General features: G+C 69.5%; 14 protein-coding genes and 2 pseudogenes. 6 read left to right on the top strand and 10 right to left on the bottom strand.

Annotation, left to right across the window (positions count from 1 at the left end; genetic code table 11):
* Positions 1–97 precede the first annotated feature (97 nt).
* Both LNW71_RS24915 and LNW71_RS24910 read right to left on the bottom strand, forming a co-directional pair.
* Positions 98–1,072 (bottom strand): ABC transporter ATP-binding protein, encoded by a 975-nt coding sequence (locus tag LNW71_RS24915; protein ID WP_250972132.1) that lies wholly within the window; start codon positions 1,070–1,072, stop codon positions 98–100.
* A 154-nt stretch (positions 1,073–1,226) separates the two neighbouring features.
* A pseudogene (locus tag LNW71_RS24910) lies at positions 1,227–2,545 on the bottom strand (NYN domain-containing protein).
* Between the two features lie 223 nt (positions 2,546–2,768).
* Between LNW71_RS24910 and LNW71_RS24905 the strand changes: the two are divergent.
* The gene (locus LNW71_RS24905) at positions 2,769–2,948 is read left to right on the top strand and encodes a hypothetical protein (protein ID WP_250970273.1); all 180 of its coding nucleotides are present in this window, start codon (positions 2,769–2,771) and stop codon (positions 2,946–2,948) included.
* A 90-nt stretch (positions 2,949–3,038) separates the two neighbouring features.
* Here LNW71_RS24905 and dnaE read toward each other — a convergent pair.
* Positions 3,039–6,577, bottom strand: a pseudogene (gene dnaE / locus LNW71_RS24900) (DNA polymerase III subunit alpha).
* 81 nt (positions 6,578–6,658) lie between these two features.
* Positions 6,659–8,131, bottom strand: a complete 1,473-nt coding sequence (locus LNW71_RS24895; RefSeq protein WP_250970272.1) for a recombinase family protein — start codon at positions 8,129–8,131, stop codon at positions 6,659–6,661.
* Positions 8,132–8,333: 202 nt separating this feature from the next.
* Here LNW71_RS24895 and LNW71_RS24890 point away from each other — a divergent pair, with 202 nt between their 5' ends.
* The 4 genes from LNW71_RS24890 to LNW71_RS24875 all read left to right on the top strand — a co-directional run bounded on the left by LNW71_RS24890 (position 8,334) and on the right by LNW71_RS24875 (position 12,026).
* Positions 8,334–9,662, top strand: coding sequence for a DUF2252 domain-containing protein (locus LNW71_RS24890; protein WP_250970271.1), 1,329 nt, complete (start codon positions 8,334–8,336; stop codon positions 9,660–9,662).
* A 186-nt stretch (positions 9,663–9,848) separates the two neighbouring features.
* Positions 9,849–10,283, top strand: a complete 435-nt coding sequence (locus LNW71_RS24885; RefSeq protein WP_250970270.1) for a hypothetical protein — start codon at positions 9,849–9,851, stop codon at positions 10,281–10,283.
* 157 nt (positions 10,284–10,440) lie between these two features.
* Positions 10,441–11,163 carry a hypothetical protein gene (locus LNW71_RS24880; protein ID WP_250970269.1) on the top strand — a complete coding sequence of 241 codons (723 nt, stop codon included), beginning with the start codon at positions 10,441–10,443 and terminating at the stop codon, positions 11,161–11,163.
* Positions 11,164–11,213: 50 nt separating this feature from the next.
* Positions 11,214–12,026: a DsbA family protein gene (locus tag LNW71_RS24875; protein ID WP_250970268.1), complete on the top strand. Its 813-nt coding sequence runs from the start codon at positions 11,214–11,216 to the stop codon at positions 12,024–12,026.
* 60 nt (positions 12,027–12,086) lie between these two features.
* On the opposite strand, the gene LNW71_RS24870 is transcribed toward LNW71_RS24875, so the two are convergent.
* Complete coding sequence (locus tag LNW71_RS24870) at positions 12,087–12,665, bottom strand: dienelactone hydrolase family protein (RefSeq protein ID WP_250972131.1); 579 nt, start codon at positions 12,663–12,665, stop codon at positions 12,087–12,089.
* Between the two features lie 37 nt (positions 12,666–12,702).
* Here LNW71_RS24870 and LNW71_RS24865 point away from each other — a divergent pair, with 37 nt between their 5' ends.
* Positions 12,703–13,824, top strand: coding sequence for a mechanosensitive ion channel family protein (locus LNW71_RS24865; protein WP_250972130.1), 1,122 nt, complete (start codon positions 12,703–12,705; stop codon positions 13,822–13,824).
* Between the two features lie 25 nt (positions 13,825–13,849).
* On the opposite strand, the gene LNW71_RS24860 is transcribed toward LNW71_RS24865, so the two are convergent.
* The 5 genes from LNW71_RS24860 to LNW71_RS24840 all read right to left on the bottom strand — a co-directional run bounded on the left by LNW71_RS24860 (position 13,850) and on the right by LNW71_RS24840 (position 18,720).
* Positions 13,850–15,436 (bottom strand): Na+/H+ antiporter, encoded by a 1,587-nt coding sequence (locus LNW71_RS24860; protein WP_250970267.1) that lies wholly within the window; start codon positions 15,434–15,436, stop codon positions 13,850–13,852.
* 166 nt (positions 15,437–15,602) lie between these two features.
* Positions 15,603–16,085 carry a GNAT family N-acetyltransferase gene (locus tag LNW71_RS24855; protein ID WP_250970266.1) on the bottom strand — a complete coding sequence of 161 codons (483 nt, stop codon included), beginning with the start codon at positions 16,083–16,085 and terminating at the stop codon, positions 15,603–15,605.
* The gene (locus tag LNW71_RS24850; protein WP_250970265.1) at positions 16,082–17,023 is read right to left on the bottom strand and encodes an RluA family pseudouridine synthase; all 942 of its coding nucleotides are present in this window, start codon (positions 17,021–17,023) and stop codon (positions 16,082–16,084) included. Before LNW71_RS24850 ends, LNW71_RS24855 begins: the two co-directional genes overlap by 4 nt.
* Before the next feature lie 23 nt (positions 17,024–17,046).
* Positions 17,047–17,715 carry a signal peptidase II gene (lspA, locus tag LNW71_RS24845; protein WP_250970264.1) on the bottom strand — a complete coding sequence of 223 codons (669 nt, stop codon included), beginning with the start codon at positions 17,713–17,715 and terminating at the stop codon, positions 17,047–17,049.
* A 57-nt stretch (positions 17,716–17,772) separates the two neighbouring features.
* On the bottom strand, positions 17,773–18,720 hold the full coding sequence (locus LNW71_RS24840; RefSeq protein ID WP_250970263.1) for a TraR/DksA C4-type zinc finger protein: 948 nt from the start codon (positions 18,718–18,720) through the stop codon (positions 17,773–17,775).
* Positions 18,721–18,735: the final 15 nt, after the last annotated feature.

Genomic DNA, 18,735 nt, shown 5'->3' with positions numbered 1-18,735 from the left:
GATGCTCGTCACCTGGCGCTGCTCCTGTTCGGTCCCTGTCCGGCCGCACGCCCACGCCGGTCCGCTTCGGCCGCGGCGCTCGTCGCACACCTCGCGGTCATGACTTCACCAGTCCCCTGGTCGCGCCGCCGCCGAGCGCCAGATAGACGTCCTCCAGGCTGGGCGTCGCCAGGGTGAAGTCGTCGAGCGCGGCGAAGGCCGCGCCGCCGGTCACCGCGGCGACGGCCGCCCGGGCCTCGTCGGGCCCGAGCCGGAGCACCCAGCGGCGTCCGGACTCCTGGGCGGACGCCCGCAGTGCGGCGACCTCGGGCACGTCGAGCGGCGCCCGCTCGCGCCACACGAGCTCCACCCTGACCTCGCCCGCGACCTGCTGCTTGAGCCCCGCGGGGGTGTCGCAGGCGATCACCTTGCCGCGTTCGATGACGGCGACCCGGTCGAGGACGGTCTCGGCCTCGATGACGTTGTGGGTGACCAGCAGCACCGTCGCACCGCGCTCGGCGCGCCGCCGGTCGACCGCGGCCCAGACGGCCCGGCGGGCCACGGGGTCCATACCGGTCGTCGGCTCGTCCAGGATCAGCACCGGGCGCTCCCCGACCAGTGCCGCCGCGACGCAGGCGAGCCGCCGCTGACCGCCGGAGAGCTTCTTCAGCGGGCGGCCTGCGATCTCCCCGAGACCGAGTTCGTCCAGGACGGCGTCGCGCTCGGCGCGGGCCTCCCGGACCGGCAGGCCACGCAGCCTTCCGGTGGTCTCGGCGGCGAGCGCCACCGTCAGCTCGTCGAGCGCGGTCGACTCCTGGCCGAGGTAGCCGATCAGCCGGGAGGCCCGCTCCGGGTGGCGCACGAGGTCGTGGCCGAGCATGTCGACGCTGCCGGAATCAGGCCGCATCAGCCCGGTGAGCTGCCGTACGAGGGTGGATTTTCCGGCGCCGTTGGGGCCGAGCAGCCCGAAGATCTCCCCGCGCCGGACGTCCAGGCTGATGCCGTCGGTGGCGCGTACCTCGGGTGTGGCGGGTGTACCGCGCCGGCCCCGGGCCGCGGGGTAGGTCTTGACCAGGTCACGCACCGCGCACACGGTGCCGTTCGCCGTCTGCGCCTGTGCTGTGCCCGTACTCACGAGGTACGAGAGTACGGGGTCCGGGCGCCCCCATTACGCCCGGGGCCGCACCGATCGGACGTCAACGCAGCAAATCGGGCCCGGGTTGAGCACCCCCGGCCCCGACGTGGGCTCACTCCCCGCCCGGCGCCGGTTTCTCCGTCTGGCCCGCCGGCGGAGCGTGCTTCTCGGACAGCGGCGGGGCGTGCTCAGCGGCTGCGCGCACGTCGATCTCGCGCCAGAAGCCCGCCCGGATCGCGTACCGGTCGTGCTCGTCGATCTGGTCGTCCTTGTGGGCGAGCAGCCCGAAGCGGGCGGCGTACCGCAGCAGTTCGCCGTCGATGCGGTGCGGGATGCGGGGGTACATCGTGGACAGCTTCTGCAGGTGCACGGTCTCCGGCAGCCGCTCCATCCAGCGCCGGGCGAAGACCTGCCCCACCTCGAACGGGTCGCCACCCACCGTGGTGATGTCCTCCTCGCGGTCCGCCCAGCGCTGCTCGGCGCTGGTGAGCTGGGCCAGCGTCGGGAGGGAAGCGGTCTCGGGGGGCTCCCCGAGGGGGCCGCCGCGCTCCACCCAGCCGCGGTCCGATGACCAGCGCAGGGTGGCGTTGGCGGGCGGCGGCTGCGTGGGGTGCTGGGCCGGCTGGGCGCCGGGCCCGCGCAGGGTGCCGGCGAGGTCCTTCGGAGTGGGGACGCCCCTGCCGCCGTGGCTGTGCGGGGCGTGGCCGGCGTTCTCGTCGGGCGGCGCGGAGGTGCCGTTGCGGGCCGCCTCGGCCTGCGCCTGGGAGCCCCGCTCGGCGGAGGCCGCGAGTGCCGCCTCCGGCAGGGTGCGGAGAGGATCGCCGCGATCTCGGGGTTGCGCGGGGCGGGCGGCGGTGCGCACGAACCGCCGGTCTCCTTGGCCCGTACCGCCCGGGTGATCCAGGCCCGGTCCAGCACGCGCCGCTCGTCGGCCTCCGCGACCAGGTCCTCGGACTGGTTGTAGTCGCCGTCGGCGGCCTGGACGGCCCAGAGGTGGACGGCGACGCCGTGTTCCTTCGCGGACATCAGGCCGGGCAGCAGGTCGCCGTCGCCGGTCACCAGGACCACGTCGGAGCAGGCCCGGTTCCTCGCGAGTTCGGTGAGCTCGGCGTGCATCGCCGCGTCGACGCCCTTCTGCGCCCACCGTCCGTCACTGCGCGTGAGGGCCCCCAGTCGCACCGTCACCCGTGACATGACGCGCAGCCTGCGGTGCTCGGGCTGCGGTACGCGGTCGGGGGCGCCGTCGAACCAGTAGATCCGCAGCAGCGGCTGTTCCGTATCGGCCTCCGCCCGCTCCCGGAGCCCCTGGATCAGAGCCGCGTGGTCGACGGTGATGCGGGAACGGGCGGGCTCTCCGGCCAGCAGACTCGCGGCTGCGCCCAGCAAGTAGCCGGCGTCCACCAGGACGACGCAACGGTCCACGCGTTCCACCCTCTTCCAGGAATTCGGGAACGGGTTTACTCAGGGTTTCCTTCGAGTCTGCCCGACCACGCGGGGGTTGACGGCCGGAACTCGATCATCGGCGTGGCGGATCCGGAAAACGGCGCATCATACCTCCTCGCTACGCACGGTAATGATCCAACATGCGATGTTTATCCGGTTATGTGAATCTGACAGCGGTCCTGGCCCCGAGAGTCCCCATAGGAGGAACACCATGGCCAAGAACAAGAATCGCAAGCAGGGCAGCCCGCAGGAGCGCGCTTCGGAGTCGGAGCGCGGTGCGCAGGAGGCGCGTTCGACGGCTTTCGAGTCGCAGAACCAGCCTCAGGCCCAGTCCCAGGGCAGCCCGTCCGATGTTGCGCGTAAGCACCAGCGGCGTTTCGGCCACAACTGACCGGACATCTCCTGTCCGGCCGCAGGCCGGTAGCCGAGAGGGGCGCTCCCGCGATCGCGGGAGCGCCCCTCTCGGCGTACGGGAACGGTCTCAGCCGGCCAGGCAGGACGGGCCGAGCAGCACCTTCAGGTCGCCGAAGAGCGCCGGGTCGGCCTTCACCCGGTGCCGGTCGAGCCGGAGCACCGTGGTCTTGCGGGGCCCTGGAGCCTGATCCGCACCTCGGTGTCGCCGCGGTGGCTGTTGAGCACCTCGCCGAGCCGGCTGACCATGGGCGGGGTGATCTTGACGGTGGGGATGGTCAGCACCACGGGGGCGTTGGTGCCCGCGTTCGAGATGTCGGGGACCTGCATCTCCATGGCGACGAGCCGCGGCACGTCCTCCCGCTTGTCGAGGCGTCCCTTGACGAAGACGACGGTGTCCTCGACGAGCTGGGTGGAGACCAGCTGGTAGGTGGCCGGGAAGAACATGCACTCGATGGAGCCGGCCAGGTCCTCGACGGTGGCGATGGCCCAGGCGTTGCCCTGCTTGGTCATCTTGCGCTGGAGGCCGGAGATGATGCCGCCGATGGTCACGATCGCACCGTCGCTGTGCTCGCCGCCGGTGAGCTGGGAGATCGCGGCGTCGGACTTGTCGCTCAGCACGTGCTCGATGCCGAAGAGCGGGTGGTCGGAGACGTAGAGCCCGAGCATCTCGCGCTCCTGGGCCAGCAGGTAGGACTTCTCCCACTCGATGTCGGAGAACTCGATGTCGAGCCCGAAGCCCGGCTCGTCGCTGTCCTCCTCACCGCCGCCGAAGAGGTCGAACTGCCCCTCGGCCTCCTTGCGCTTGACCTGCACCACGTTGTCGATCATGGGTTCGTGGTGCGCGACGAGCCCCTTGCGGGTGTGCCCCATCTCGTCGAAGGCGCCGGCCTTGATGAGCGACTCGACGGTCCGCTTGTTGCAGACGACCGCCTCGACCTTGTCGAGGAAGTCGGGGAAGGTGCTGTACTTCCCCTTCGCCTTGCGGCACCGGATGATCGAGTCGACGACGTTCTGGCCGACGTTACGGATGGCCGTCAGCCCGAAGAGGATGACGTCGTCACCCTGTGCGGCGAAGTTCGACTCGGACTCGTTGACGTTCGGCGGGAGCACCTTGATGCCCATGCGGCGGCACTCGTTGAGGTAGACCGCCGACTTGTCCTTGTCGTCCTTGACCGAGGTCAGCAGCGCCGCCATGTACTCGGCGGGGTAGTTGGCCTTCAGGTAGCCGGTCCAGTAGGTGACCAGGCCGTACGCGGAGGAGTGCGCCTTGTTGAAGGCGTATCCGGCGAACGGGACCAGGACGTCCCAGAGCGCCTTGATCGCGGCGTCGGAGAAGCCGTTCTTCTTGGCGCCGGCCTCGAAGAGGACGAAGTTCTTCGCCAGCTCGTCGGCCTTCTTCTTGCCCATCACGCGGCGCAGGATGTCGGCCTCGCCGAGCGAGTACCCGGCGACGATCTGGGCGGCCTTCTGGACCTGCTCCTGGTAGACGATCAGGCCGTAGGTGAGGCCGAGGACCTCCTTGAGCGGCTCCTCCAGCTCAGGGTGGATCGGGGTGATCTCCTGGCGGGCGTTCTTGCGCTCGGCGTAGTTCGTGTGCGAGTTCATGCCCATCGGGCCCGGCCGGTACAGGGCCGAGACGGCGGAGATGTCCTCGAAGTTGTCGGGCTGCATCTGGCGCAGCAGCGAACGCATCGGCCCGCCGTCGAACTGGAACACCCCGAGCGTGTCGCCGCGGCAGAGCAGCTCGTACGTCTTGGGGTCGTCCAGCGGGAGGGCCAGCATCTCCAGGTCGATGCCCTTGTTGGACTTCACCATCTTGATGGCGTCGTCCATGATCGTCAGGTTGCGCAGCCCCAGGAAGTCCATCTTGAGCAGGCCGAGCGACTCGCACTGCGGGTAGTCCCACTGCGTGATGGTGACGCCGTCGGAGTGCCGCACCCAGACCGGGGCGTGGTCGACGATCGGCTCGCTGGACATGATGACGCCGGCGGCGTGCACGCCCATCTGCCGGACCAGGCCCTCGACGCCCTTCGCGGTGTCGATGACCTTCTGGACGTCCGGCTCGTTCTCGTACATCCCCCGGATCTCGCCGGCCTCGCTGTAGCGCGGGTGCTTGGGGTCCGTGATGCCGTTGAGGTCGATGCCCTTGCCGAGGACGTCGGCGGGCATCGCCTTGGTGAGCCGGTCGCCCATCGCGTACGGGTAGCCGAGGACGCGGGCGGAGTCCTTGATCGCGTTCTTGGCCTTGATCTTGCCGTACGTGCCGATCATGGCGACCTTGTCGGCGCCGTACTTCTCCGTCACGTACCTGATCACCTCGACGCGCCTGCGCTCGTCGAAGTCGATGTCGACGTCGGGCATGGAGACACGCTCGGGGTTGAGGAACCGCTCGAAGATCAGCCCGTGCTCGATCGGGTCGAGGTCGGTGATGCCCATCGCGTAGGACACGATCGAACCGGCGGCGGAACCACGGCCGGGGCCGACCGCGATGCCGTTGTTCTTCGCCCACATGATGAAGTCCGCGACGACCAGGAAGTACCCCGGGAACCCCATCTGGATGATGATGTCCATCTCGTACTCGACCTGCTTCTGCCGGTCCTCCGGCACCCCGGCCGGGAAGCGCCGGTTCATCCCGACCCGGACCTCCTCCTGGAACCAGGTGATCTCCGTGAAGCCCTCGGGGATGTCGAACTTCGGCATCAGGTCGCGCTTCTCGAACATCCCGCTGGTGTCGATCTGCTGCGCGACCAGCAGGGTGTTGGCGCAGCCCTGCTGCCAGGCGTCCGAGGAGTCGACGGCGTACATCTCGTCCGTCGTCTTCAGGTAGTAGCCGGTGCCGTCGAAGCGGAAGCGGTCCGGGTCGGAGAGGTTCTTGCCGGTCTGGATGCACAGCAGCGCGTCGTGCGCGGTCGCCTCGTTGGCGTACGTGTAGTGCGAGTCGTTGGTCACCAGCGGCGGGATGTCGAGCTTCCGGCCGATCTCCAGGAGCCCGTCACGGACCCGGCGCTCGATCTCGATGCCGTGGTCCATCAGCTCCAGGAAGTACTTGCCCTCGCCGAAGATGTCCTTGTAGTCGGAGGCCGCCTGCACCGCCTCGTCGAACTGCCCGAGCCGCAGCCGGGTCTGGACCTCCCCCGAGGGACAGCCGGTGGAGGCGATCAGGCCCTCGGACCACTGGGAGATCGTCTCCCGGTCCATCCGGGGCCACTTCTGCAGCCAGCCCTCGGCGTAGGCGTCGGAGGACAGCTTGAAGAGGTTGTGCAGCCCCTTGGCGTTCGACGCCCAGATCGTCTTGTGCGTGTAACCACCCGAACCGGACACGTCGTCACGCTTCTGGTGCGGCTGTCCCCACTGGATCTTCCGCTTGTGCTTGCGCGACTCGGGGGCGACGTACGCCTCGATCCCGATGATCGGCGTCACGTTCGCCTTCGCCGCCGAGTGGAAGAAGTCGTACGCCCCGTGCAGGTTGCCGTGGTCCGTCATCGCGATATGGGACATGCCCATGTCGTTGCACGCCTCGAACATGTCCTTGAGCCGCGCGGCACCGTCCAGCAGCGAGTACTGGGTGTGGACGTGAAGGTGCGTGAAAGGCGGCTTGGTCGACACGGTTTTCTGGCCTCCGGATGGGCACGGCGGATGAGGGGGCAGCGTCGAAGTCTACGACGCGAGCAACAGTCGGGGGCGGGCTCATCCAGGTCCGGCATGATCGAAACCAGCAAGGTCGCCTAGGTCACAAACGCAGCGTTCCGACGCGTTCACGCGTGCGCGTGGGCGTGGCGGCGGATTCACCACTGCGCGCACAGCGCAGCCGATGAGGTAGGTTCCACGCTCCTCCGGTAACCAGCCGTCCCACGCGTCCCACAGGGACTGCGCCGCTGCCCTGACCTCCCAGCCGCCGGAGATCCGGGGCTGCTGCTGGCACGCTTTGAGGCGGGACGATGCCAGCCGGTACTCATTGCGGAAGACGTCCACCGCCTCCGGAGTGCTGAACATCCCAGAGCGGCGGTCATCCAGCAGTTCGTCCAGATAGACCCGCAGACGCTTGATCTCGTCTTCGCGGTCCACCTCCGGACGGTAGGAGTGCTCCACCACAGGGGCATCTCGCAACCGCTCCCGGAGCTCGGCGATGAACCAGGCTTCAAGGATGTCGCCTTTGATACTCACCCCTCGATGGGGCGCGGTGAGCGGCCCCAGACATCTGAAGGTCTCGGCCCCCGAGGACTCCGATCGCTTCAATTTCCGCCCACACACACCGCAAATAATGACACCGTGCAACCAATGGGACGGACGGTTCGGGCGCCGAGGCCTGTACCCAGCATCGAAGTACTGCGCAATGCACGCGAACTCGGCCTCGGTCACCACAGGCGGCCAGAACTCCACAGGCCCGCCTCGGCCGCAGATCACCTTCCCGGTGCGATGCTCGATCCTGCGTCCGAGGAGCGTCTGAGACGTCATGACGATCTTGATGGACTTGTGCGTCCAGGCCGACGGAACAGGATCGGTCTTCGTCGAGTTGTGAACTCGCGGAGCCGGGACCCCCCGAGATTGAAGATCCGCGGCAATCCGGGTGGGAGCGTCGCCCGCCATGATGCGCTCGGCAAGCTCACGGACAATCGGTACCGCCCGCTCGTCCCGTACGAGAAGCTTTCCAGCCCCTTCCGGGTTCGGTATCGGCCGAAGGCCGTACGGCACCCGCCCGCCGGTCCAGCGGCCGGATTTCCTGAGATAGCTCTGCGACGAAACCGCCCTCTCCCGGCCCAGCTCCCGTTCGAACTGAGCGAACGACATCAAGACGTTCGCAGCGAATCGCCCGTGCGTGGTCGACATGTCCCACCCGTCCTCAACGGAGACGAGGCGCACAGAAGCGGCACCGCATGCCTCGACCACGGATGAGAAGTGGACCAGAGACCTCGCGATGCGATCCGCCCGCCAGGTCAGCAGCACATCGCAGTGCGGCAGGGATTCGTACAGATCCCGCAGCCCAGGGCGCTCCCCAGGCGCTTCACCTCCGGAGACATCACAGTCCCGGAACACACGAAGGACGGTCCATCCCCGACGCTCGGCGTATGCCCGGCACGCAGCCTCCTGCCTGGCCAGGGACGTACTCGACTCCGTGCTACGCGACAATCTGACGTAAACCACCGCACACAAGGATTCCATGAGACCTCCCGCAATCACTTCAACGTCCTTGCCTAAGAGGCTTCACCAAGGTCGGTACATTTACGGAAGGATTGCGGGCGCGTCACCTGATTCAGTGACGCCGACCCCGTGCCCGGCCGGCCGGGCACGGATCGGGGAGGTCCAGCGTTCTCAGCAGAGGCGGGCATGAGGATCCGGCACCAACCCAGGAAGCAGGCCAGTAATGAGCAGCACCTTCGACGTCGTGGACTCTGAGCGCGAAGAGCAGATTCTCTCGGTCTTCGGGACGGCCTTCGGTGAGCTTCTGGCTGCGGACCCGACTGCCTTCCGGGTCAAGTTCCGCAAGATGGCCGCGTCAGCTTTCGCGTTCTACAGGGGAACAGCGTGCCTGTACTACAGCGACCTGAGCTCCATGAGGGCCCAAGACCAGTTCCTCGACGAGCAGACCAGCCGGGTGTGGGTGCACGGCGATCTGCATGCAGAGAACTTCGGCACGTACATGGACGCCAACGGTCGTCTGGTTTTCAACGTAAACGACTTTGATGAAGCCTTCGTAGCTCCCTTCACCTGGGACCTCAAGCGCTTCGCCGCCTCGGTCGCCCTGATCGGCTACGCGAAGGCGCTGGGTGACGACCAGATCACCGAGCTCGTCCGGGTCTACGCCGCGGCCTATCGCGAGCGGATCCACGCGCTGGCGACCGGTGCGAAGAACGACGAGGTGCCGCCGTTCACGCTGGACACCGCCGACGGCCCGCTGCTGGGCGCGCTGCGGGTCGCCCGGTCGCTGACCCGGTTCTCGCTGCTGGACTCGATGACCGAGATCCGTGACTTCGAGCGCCGCTTCGCGGAGGGCGGCGGTTCCATCGACCTGGACGCGGCGACGCGCTACAAGGTGCTGGCCGCGTTCGACGGATATCTGGAGACGCTGCCGGAGTCGAGCCTGACCCGCCCCGACTCCTACCGGGTCAAGGACGTCGTCGGCCGGCGCGGGATCGGCATCGGATCGGCCGGGCTGCCCTCGTACAACATCCTTCTGGAGGGCAACAGCGACGCCCTGGAGAACGATGTGGTGATCTACCTCAAGCAGGCGCAGACCCCCGCGGTCTCCCGGCACATCACGGACGCGGCGGTGCGCGACTACTTCCAGCACGAGGGTCACCGCACGGTGATCTCCCAGCGTGCCCTGCAGGCGCACGCCGACCCGTGGCTGGGCTGGACCGAGCTGGACGGGTCCGGTCAGCTGGTCGCCGAGGTCTCGCCGTACGCGGTGGACCTGGACTGGTCCGACATCGACGAGCCGGAGGAGATCGCGGCGGTCGTCGCCGACCTCGGCCGGGCGACGGCGACGATGCACTCCGCCGCGGACGACGAGAGCGGCCACTCATTGGTGCCGTTCTCCACCGAGCGGGCGATCGACGCGGCGATCGCGGCGGACGAGGAGGGGTTCGGGGAGCTCCTGGTGGACTTCGCCCACAGCTACGGCGCCCGGGCGCGCGCGGACCACCAGATCTTCGTCGACCTGTTCCGCAACGGCCGGATCCCGGGGCTGTAGCGGGGCATAGGAGGCGGCGTCGGCAGGGGGGCGGCGCCTGCCCGGACCCTTCGGCCGAGGCGGTTTTCCCTCGTTGTCATGGGCCCGGGCGGAGGCTCCGGCTCCGCAAAAACGTTCTTGGCACCCGCGGTCGCCCTGGATAGGATCACTGGTGTTGATCATGACCAATCAGCCAGGGGGATAACCATGAATCGCCGTATCACGCTGGCCCTTGCCGCCTGCATAGCGGCCGGAGGCTCACTGCTCGCCGCTCCCGCCCAGGCGGCCGAGCCGGCCACGTCCACAAAGGCCGCACAGAAGGCACCTACCGCTGTGGTCGCCGCCAGCGACCGGGTCAAGTGCACCAGCCTGAGCAACGGGCAGCTCTGTATCTCGCTCAACACGGGCCCTTCCCGCATCGAGGTCTTCTACACCAAGAGCGGTGGCTCGACCATCAAGGCGAACCTCGGGTTCCGCTCCTCCAGCACGTCGTGGAGCGCGCTGAAGACCATCAGCACCGGCGAGCGGGCGAACGCCACCTGGAACATGAGCTACCCGTGCGGCAAGAAGTACGTGGGGCTCATCAAGGTCCAGGGCCAGGGCACCTTCGAGACCCCGGCCGCCACCCCGCCCTGCGGATAGCGAGCACCTTCCCGGAAGCGGCCACGGCCGCGAGGTGATCCGGGACGTCCGGCAGATGGCCCCGTCGGCCGCCGCCCTTCCGGGCGGCCGACGGGGCCTCCGCGGACCAGGACCCTTTATGGGTCGTTCACAGGCTCGCGTGCGACACTCCTGGACGATGGACATATCCGGTACGCAGCTCAGGGTCTTCCGCGCGGCGCTCTTCACTGCGCTTGTCGTGACGCTCTCCGCCACGTCCCATGTGCTGCTCTCCCGGACTCCGCTGCCGCTGACCGTCCTCGCGCTGCTGGCCGGTGCGGTCTTCGCCGTGGCATACGCGCTGGCCGGCCGGGAACGCGGCTTCGGAGCCATCGCCGGGCTGCTGGTTCCGCTGGAACTGGCCGCCGACACCGTCTTCACCACCGGACAGCACCTCTGTTACGGCGCGGCCGGCGGCCCGATCGCGGGCCCGCTGAGATCGGTCGGTGTCGACGTGTTGTGCGGCGGCGGTGACATCGGGGCCGGTGCGGCATCGACCGCTGACCTCGGCACACCCCTCGCCTCGGTATCCGGCGCCGGGCAGTCGGCCGCGGGACTGCTGACCTCCCCCGGCCCTGCGGCGCCCTGGCTGCTGCTCGCCGCCCATGTGTCGGTCGGGCTGCTCGCCGCGGCCTGGCTCCGGCGCGGCGAGTCCGCACTGGTCGCCCTGCTGAGCGCAGCCGCTGTGCTGGCCTTCCGGCCGCTGCTGATCGCGGTGGCCGTGGCGGGAGCGGCCCACCGCTCCGTACGCCTCAAGATCCGCACCGCGGGCCACGGCCCGCATCTGCTCGTTCACGCCCGCCTCCTCGTGCACTCCGTGGGACGGAGGGGACCGCCGCGCTCGGCCTGCGCCACCGCCTGAGCACGCATGTCCCTGACGACGCAGACCACGTACACCACGGAGAGACTTCCATGAGCAACCGAAACAGCCAGGCCAACAAGTCCGCCGCCCGCGAGCGGCTGCGCGTGGAGCGCGAGCGGCAGGCGAAGAGGGACAAGACCCGCCGGCAGCTCGTCGTCGGCGTCTCGGTCCTCGCCGTCCTCGCGATCGCCGGCGGCGTCGCCTACGGCGTGATGCAGCTGAACAAGCCGGGCCACTGGGACGCGGCGAAGGACGCGAAGAACGTCACCGCGCCGAAGAACACTTCGGGCAAGGACGGCACGACCGTCGTCGTCGGCAAGTCGACGGCCAAGAAGACCCTGGAACTCTACGAGGACTCCCGCTGCCCGATCTGTGCCTCGTTCGAGCAGACGGTCGGCGAGACGGTCCACAAGGACATCGACGCCGGCAAGTACAAGGTCAAGTACATCGGTGCCACCTTCATCGACAACAACGGCGGCGAGGGCTCGAAGAACGCGCTGAGTGCGCTGGGCGCCGCCCTCGATGTGAGCCCGCAGGCCTTCCTGGACTACAAGTACGCGCTCTACTCCGCGAAGTACCACCCGGAGGAGACGGAAGACAAGTTCAAGGACGACTCGTACCTGATCAAGGTCGCCGACTCGGTGGACGCGCTCAAGGGCAACGCCGCGTTCAAGAAGAGCGTCGAGGACGGCAAGTACGACGCCTGGGCGATGAAGATGTCCGCGGCCTTCGACAAGAGCGGCGTGGAGGGCACCCCGACGCTCAAGATGGATGGCAAGACGCTGACCGGCCCGGACAAGAAGGCCGCCCCGATGACGGTGGCCGACTTCAACACCGCGATCACCGCGGCGCTGAAGGGCTGATCCGCCCGGTACTCCGAAGGGCCCCCTGCGCGGACTGCGTGCAGGGGGCCCTTCGCGTGCTCACAGCGTGGCGATGAAGCCGATCGCGACCTTCCAGGCCAGCTCGGCCGACGCCTGGTCGAAGTCGGGCAGCTCCGCGTCGGTGAAGAGGTGGCCGGCACCCGGGTAGCGGTAGACCTCGACGTCCGCGCCGGTCCGCTGCATCTGGAGATACCAGGAGTTCAGCCAGTCGTGCGTCTCGAACGGGTCCGGGTCGGCGACATGCAGCTGCACGGGCAGGTCGTCCACCGAGGCGTTCTCCGCGATGTCCGACGTGCCGTGGAAGAGCAGCAGCCCCCGTGCCTTCGCGTCCCCCAGTGCCAGCGTCTGGGCGACGGACGCGCCGAGCGAGAAGCCCACGTAGACGAGCCCGCGGTCGGAGTAGGGCGCCGCGGCGAGCACGGCCCGCTTCAGCAGCTCCTCCTTGCCCGTCTCCTCCTTGAAGGCCATTCCTTCCTCGACGGTTTCGAAGGTGTGCCCCTCGAAGAGATCGGGCACGTGCACCTCGTGCCCGGCTGCGCGCAGCCGGTCGGCGGCCGCGTGCACCGCGGGGCGCAGACCGTACGTCGAGTGGAAAAGCATGATGTTCATGAGGCCCATGGTGCCATTTACCGTCGAGAGCATGGAGAACGACAGGATGGAGAACGTACTGCGTCCGCTGATCGTCCTCGGCGGTTCGGTCGTGATCACGCTGCTGGTCGGCTGGCTGGTGGACCAGCTGCTCAGAAGGACCGACGGCAGGCATCACGAGACCCCGTTGTGGGGTCTGCTGCGGCGCTGCCGGATCCCGTTCCAGCTGACGTTGTGCACGGCGCTGCTGCGGGCCAGCTACGCCCATACCGGGCTCGACCTGATCAGGGAGCACCGGGCGGCCATCGGGCAGGTGCTGACGCTGGTACTGATCGGCGCCTCGGCCTGGCTGGTGGTGCGGATCGCCATCGCGGTGGTGGACTCGGTGTACGCCCGCTATGCGGCGAACACCCGGGATCCGGCGCGGGTGCGGCGGGTGCGGACGCAGGTGACGCTGATCCAGCGGGTGGTCGTCGCGATCGTGACGACCGTGGCCGTCGCCGCGATGCTGCTGACGTTCCCGGCCATGCAGACGGTGGGCACCTCGATGCTGGCCTCGGCCGGTGTCCTCGGCATCGTCGCGGGTGTCGCCGCCCAGTCCACGCTCGGCAACCTCTTCGCCGGGCTGCAGATCGCCTTCGGCGACATGGTGCGGATCGGCGACACGGTCGTGGTGGACGGCGAGTGGGGCACGGTCGAGGAGATCACGCTGACCTTCCTCGCGGTACGGACCTGGGACGAGCGGCGGATCACGATGCCGGTCTCGTACTTCACGAGCAAGCCCTTCGAGAACTGGTCGCGGGGCGGGGCCCAGATGACCGGTTCGGTCTTCTTCCACCTGGACCACTCGGCACCGGTCGCCGCGATGCGCGAGCAGCTGCGGGACATCCTGGGCGACTGCGCCGCGTGGGACGGCCGTGACTGGTCGCTGGCCGTCACGGACACCACGCCCTCGACGGTCGAGGTGCGTGCGGTGGTCACGGCGAAGGACGCCGACGACATCTGGACGGTGCGCTGCGCGGTCCGGGAGCAGTTGATCGGCTGGCTGCGCGATCATCATCCGTACGCGCTGCCGCGGATCGCGACGGCGCCCGCGGCGCTGCCGCCGGGCGACGAGTGGCCGATCGTGTCGCGGCCCCGTGAGAAGCCGGTGGGCCGGGGCAGGGCGCCGCGCACGGGGCGCGGCTGAGCTCTCGCGGCGCCGGTGGGCCGGGTCAGCGCAGGCTGCGTACGTCCAGTTGTCGCAGCACCCGGTCGACGACCTCGGGGTCGGCGCCGGCCTCGCTGCGTGCGGCGAGCACCGCGTGGCGGGCGGCCGACATCATCTCGCGCTGGATGCGGCTGATCGCCCTGAACCGCTCGGTGCGCTTCGCGTACGCCTCGCGCCGCTCGTCGTCGACCATGTCGGGGCTGATCCGTGCCCCGACGTCGTAGGCGAGCCGCTGGAGGCGCTCCACGACGTCCTCGGGAAACTCCTCCACCTCCTGGATCTCCTTGAGCCGCTGTTTGGCGGCCCTGGCGGCGCGGATCGCGAGGTCCCGTTCCAGGGCCTCCACCGCGTCGCTGTCCGCCCGCACCCGCAGCCTGCGCACCAGCCACGGCAGGGTCAGGCCCTGGAAGACCAGGGTGACCATGATCACGGCGAAGGCGATGAAGACGATCTCGTCGCGGCCCGGGAAGGGTTTTCCGTCGTCCGTCTTCAGCGGGATCGCGAGTGCCAGGGCGACCGAGGCCACCCCGCGCATCCCGGCCCACCACATGACGACGGTCTCCCGCCAGCCGGTGGGAATCTCCTCGCTGACGTCGCGAAGGGTGTGCAGCCGCTTGGCCAGCCAGGTCGCGGGCAGCAGGTAGAGCAGCCGGACGCCGACGACGACCGCGACGACGGCCAGCGCCCAGCCGGCCATCTGGAGCTTGCGGCCGTCGGCCGTCCCGAAGACATTGTGCAGTTCGAGGCCGATCAGCCCGAAGGCGACGCCGGTGACGAGGGTGTCGACGATCTCCCAGAAGGTGCGGCCGGTGAGCCGGCCGAGGACGTCGTCCGCGTCGGCGGTGTGCTCGGCGAGGAAGAGCGCGGTGGTGAGGACGGCAAGGACGCCGGAGCCCATGAGTTCTTCGGCGAGCACATAGCTGACGAACGGCACCAGCAGGCTGAGGCCGACCTGCAGCGTGGCATCGCCGAGCAGGCCCATGAGTTTGATGGTGAGCCAGCCGAGCGCGACGCCCACCGCGAGGGCGACGACGGCGGACAGGGTGAGCAGCCCGAACGCCTCGGGCAGGGAGAAGGTGCCGCTCACCGCGGCGGCGATCGCGACGTGGTAGAGCACGATCGCGGTCACGTCGTTGAACAGCCCCTCGCCCTCCAGGATGGAGATGAGCCTGCGGGGCAGCCCGACCGACCCCGCGACGGCGGTCGCCGCGACCGGGTCGGGCGGTGCGACGAGCGCGCCGAGTGCGACGGCGGCGGCGAGGGGCAGCCCGGGGACGACCGCGTCGGCCACCGCCGCGACGGCAGCCGTCGTGAGGAAGACCAGCGCCACGGCCAGCAGGAAGATCGGCCGTTTGTTGGCGGCGAACTGACGCCAGGAGGTGCGCTGGACGGACGCGTAGAGCAGCGGCGGCAGCAGCGCGGGAAGGATGATCTCCGGCGGGATGTCCACGTTCGGTACGAAGCTGAGGAAGGCCATGCCGACACCGACGAGCGTCATCAGCACCGGCGCTGGCAGGCCGAGCCGCTCCCCCAGTGGCACGGTGACCACGGCTCCCAGCAACAGCAGGAGCAGCAGGGCCATTTGATCCACGGGGTGCCTTCCGGAGCGCGGCGGGCCGGCCGCGGTGATCGGCCGGTCCGGAGCTCAAGCCTGCCATGCAGGTCACGCAATCCGGACAGCAGCGTCCCGGGCCCCCGGCCCTGCTCCGCGAAGGACGTGAAGGAGCGAGACGGACCGCAGAGTCCCGAGAAGAGCCTTAGGGCTCCAACGCCCGGCGCATCGCCCGGTGGGGGATTCCGGCGTCGGGGAACTCGGGGCCGTAGGCCTCGTAGCCGAGCCGTTCGTAGAAGCCGAGCGCGTGGGTCTGGGCGTGCAGGTCGACGGCGGCCAGGCCGAGGTCGCGTGCCGCGTCCTCGATGGCCCGCACCAGCGCCGCGCCGACTCCGAGGCCGCGTGCCTCGCCGGTCACCGCGAGCCGGCCGAGCGAGCCGACGGTGAGGTCGCCGCCGGTCTTCGCCACCGCGCCGGGGCCGTGCAGCAGCCGTCCGGTACCGAGCGCGGTGCCGTCCGCCGCGACGGCGATGACGTGCACCGCGTCCGCGTCGTAGGCGTCGTACTCGATCTCCTCGGGCACGTTCTGCTCACCGACGAAGACGTCCTTGCGGACCTGGAAGCAGGCGGCGCGGTCCTGTTCCCCGGCGACGGTGCGCGTGGTGTACGGGACGAACGCGCCGGTCATTCGCTCTCCGCCGCGATCCGGTCCAGCGCCTGCTGGAGGTCTTCCGGGTAGGTGCTGGCGAACTCCACCCAGCGGCCGTCGGAGGGGTGCTCGAAGCCGAGCCGGACGGCGTGCAGCCACTGCCGGGTCAGGCCCAGCCGCTTGGCCATCGTCGGGTCGGCGCCGTAGGTCAGGTCGCCGACGCAGGGGTGGCGGTGGGCGGACATGTGCACCCGGATCTGGTGCGTGCGGCCGGTCTCCAGCTTGATGTCCAGGAGGCTGGCGGCGCGGTACGCCTCGATCAGGTCGTAGTGCGTCACGGAGGGCTTGCCCTCGGCGACGACCGCCCACTTGTAGTCATGGGTGGGGTGGCGGCCGATGGGGGCGTCGATGGTGCCGCTCATCGGGTCCGGGTGGCCCTGCACCAGCGCGTGGTACTTCTTGTCGACGATCCGGTCCCGGAACTGGGCCTTCAGCAGGGTGTAGGCGCGCTCGGACTTGGCGACGACCATCAGCCCCGAGGTGCCGACGTCGAGCCGGTGCACGATGCCCTGGCGCTCGGCGGCGCCGGAGGTCGAGATCCGGTAGCCGGCGGCGGCGAGGCCGCCGATCACGGTGGTGCCGGTCCAGCCGGGGCTCGGGTGCGCGGCGACGCCGACCGGCTTCATGATCACGACGATGTCGTCGTCGTCGTGGACGATCTCCATGCCCTCGACGGGCTCGGCGACGATCTGTACCGGTGCGGGAGCCTGCGGCATCTCCACTTCCAGCCAGGCGCCGCCCTGCACCCGCTCGGACTTCCCGACCACCGAACCGTCCACCTGTACCTTCCCGGCGGCGGCCAGCTCTGCGGCCTTGGTGCGGGAGAAACCGAACATGCGGGAAATGGCGGCGTCGACACGCTCGCCTTCCAGGCCATCGGGTACGGGCAGGGTTCGGATCTCGGGATGCGTACTCACCTGTCGAGTATGCCTTGCGCGTCCTAGTCCTTGTGCACGGTGCCGTCGGGGTCCAGGCCCTTGAAGGAGAGGATCACGATCAGGATGCCGCCGCAGACGATCGCGGAGTCGGCCAGGTTGAAGACGGCAAAGTGGGCGGGGGCGATGAAGTCCACCACCGCGCCTTCGAAGACGCCCGGCGCACGGAAGACGCGGTCGGTGAGGTTGCCGAGCGCACCGCCGAGGAGCAGGCCGAGCGCGATGGCCCACGGCAGGCTGTAGAGCTTGCGCGCGAGCCGGGCGATCACCACGATGACGGTCGCCGCGATGATCGTGAAGATGATCGTGAAGGCCTCGCCCAGCCCGAAGGCCGCTCCCGCGTTGCGGATCGCGTCGAGCCGGAGCCAGTCGCCGAAGATCTCGATCGGTTCCTGGTGCTCCAGCTTCGCCACCACGAGCATCTTGCTGCTCAGGTCGAGCAGATAGGCGAGAACGGCGACGCAGAAGAGCAGGATGATCCGGCGCCGGCGCCTGGCCGGCGACCGGTCGACGGCCGCTTCCCCGTCCTCGGCCGCGGTGGTGTCCGCGGCCTGCCCGTCCGGCGCGACGGCGTCCGGGGACCCTGCGTCGCCGCCCTGCTCCGGCTCGGCTCCTTCGCGTCCCTCAGCCTCGGGGATGTCCGGCGTACCGATGATGCGCTCCGCCTCTGCCACGTGAGTCCCTCAACCTAGTTCCCGACTGAGGACGAGGGTACGACACACTGGTGGGGATCAGCCGCGCCGCTCCTGCTTCTGCTTGTCCTCGACGCAGAGGGTCGCCCGGGGGAACGCCTGCATGCGTGCCTTGCCGATCGGGTTGCCGCAGATCTCGCAGAGTCCGTACGTCCCGGCGTCGAGCCGGGCCAGTGCCCGCTCGGTCTGCTCCAGCATCTCCGTGGCGTTGGCGGCGAGCGACATCTCGTGTTCGCGGGTGATGTTCTTGGTGCCGGTGTCCGCCTCGTCGTCACCCGCCCCGTCCCCGGAGTCCCGCATCAGCCCGGCCAGGGCAGCGCTCGAAGCCTCCAGCTCGCTGCGCAGCCGCGCGATCTCGCCGGTCAGCTCGGACCGGGCGGCCGCGACCTCGTCCGGCGTCCAGGGGTCCTCGCCCGGCCGTACGGCCAGCTCCCCCGGGGCTGTCGCGACGCGGGCCGGCGGCACCGGTGCCGTGTCCCGGTCGGCCGTCCGGGTCCTGGCCGCGCTCTTCTTGGCTACCACCGTGTGGGCTCCCGTCTGCTCGGCGGCCTCGGCCGCCCCCGTGGCCGCCGCTGCGGCCTCCTTCGAAGCCTTCGCGGCCGTGGACTTCCCGGCCGCGGTCTTCTTCGCCTTCGCCGGGGTCGTCCCGGCCGGCGCCTCGTGCTCATCGGCCCCGTCCGGTGCCGGCACGTGCGCGGCCTGCTTCCCGGCCGTGGTCTTCTTCGGGGCGGCCTTCTTCGCCGCCGCCTTCCTGGTCGCCGGCTTCCTGGTCACTGCCTTCTTGGCAGCCTTCTTCGTGGTCTTCTTCGTGGCCTTGCCGACCGCGGTGGTCGCCGCGTCCGCATGCCCGGGCCCGTCCTCCGGAACGGGCTGCGCACCCGTGTCCGAAGAGCCGTCCCGGCCGGTCTCCTGCGTCGTCTCCTCGGTCACCGCGCCCGTGGATCTCGCTGACGCCGTCTTCTCTACGGCGGTCTTCTTCGCCACCATGGCCGCGGCCCCTTC

The sequence above is a fragment of the Streptomyces sp. RKAG290 genome, assembly GCF_023701695.1.
Taxonomy (GTDB): domain Bacteria; phylum Actinomycetota; class Actinomycetes; order Streptomycetales; family Streptomycetaceae; genus Streptomyces.
This window is presented reverse-complemented; position numbering and strand designations above follow the sequence as displayed.

What these genes read in the sequence shown, in the direction of transcription:
- LNW71_RS24870 (WP_250972131.1), bottom strand. Translation starts at nt 12,665, where the DNA reads ATGGGCCTCATGAACATCATGCTTTTCCACTCGACGTACGGTCTGCGC.
- LNW71_RS24840 (WP_250970263.1), bottom strand. Translation starts at nt 18,720, where the DNA reads ATGGTGGCGAAGAAGACCGCCGTAGAGAAGACGGCGTCAGCGAGATCC.
- LNW71_RS24865 (WP_250972130.1), top strand. Translation starts at nt 12,703, where the DNA reads ATGGAGAACGTACTGCGTCCGCTGATCGTCCTCGGCGGTTCGGTCGTG.
- LNW71_RS24885 (WP_250970270.1), top strand. Translation starts at nt 9,849, where the DNA reads ATGAATCGCCGTATCACGCTGGCCCTTGCCGCCTGCATAGCGGCCGGA.
- LNW71_RS24880 (WP_250970269.1), top strand. Translation starts at nt 10,441, where the DNA reads ATGGACATATCCGGTACGCAGCTCAGGGTCTTCCGCGCGGCGCTCTTC.
- LNW71_RS24855 (WP_250970266.1), bottom strand. Translation starts at nt 16,085, where the DNA reads ATGACCGGCGCGTTCGTCCCGTACACCACGCGCACCGTCGCCGGGGAA.
- LNW71_RS24875 (WP_250970268.1), top strand. Translation starts at nt 11,214, where the DNA reads ATGAGCAACCGAAACAGCCAGGCCAACAAGTCCGCCGCCCGCGAGCGG.
- LNW71_RS24905 (WP_250970273.1), top strand. Translation starts at nt 2,769, where the DNA reads ATGGCCAAGAACAAGAATCGCAAGCAGGGCAGCCCGCAGGAGCGCGCT.
- LNW71_RS24895 (WP_250970272.1), bottom strand. Translation starts at nt 8,131, where the DNA reads ATGGAATCCTTGTGTGCGGTGGTTTACGTCAGATTGTCGCGTAGCACG.
- LNW71_RS24890 (WP_250970271.1), top strand. Translation starts at nt 8,334, where the DNA reads ATGAGCAGCACCTTCGACGTCGTGGACTCTGAGCGCGAAGAGCAGATT.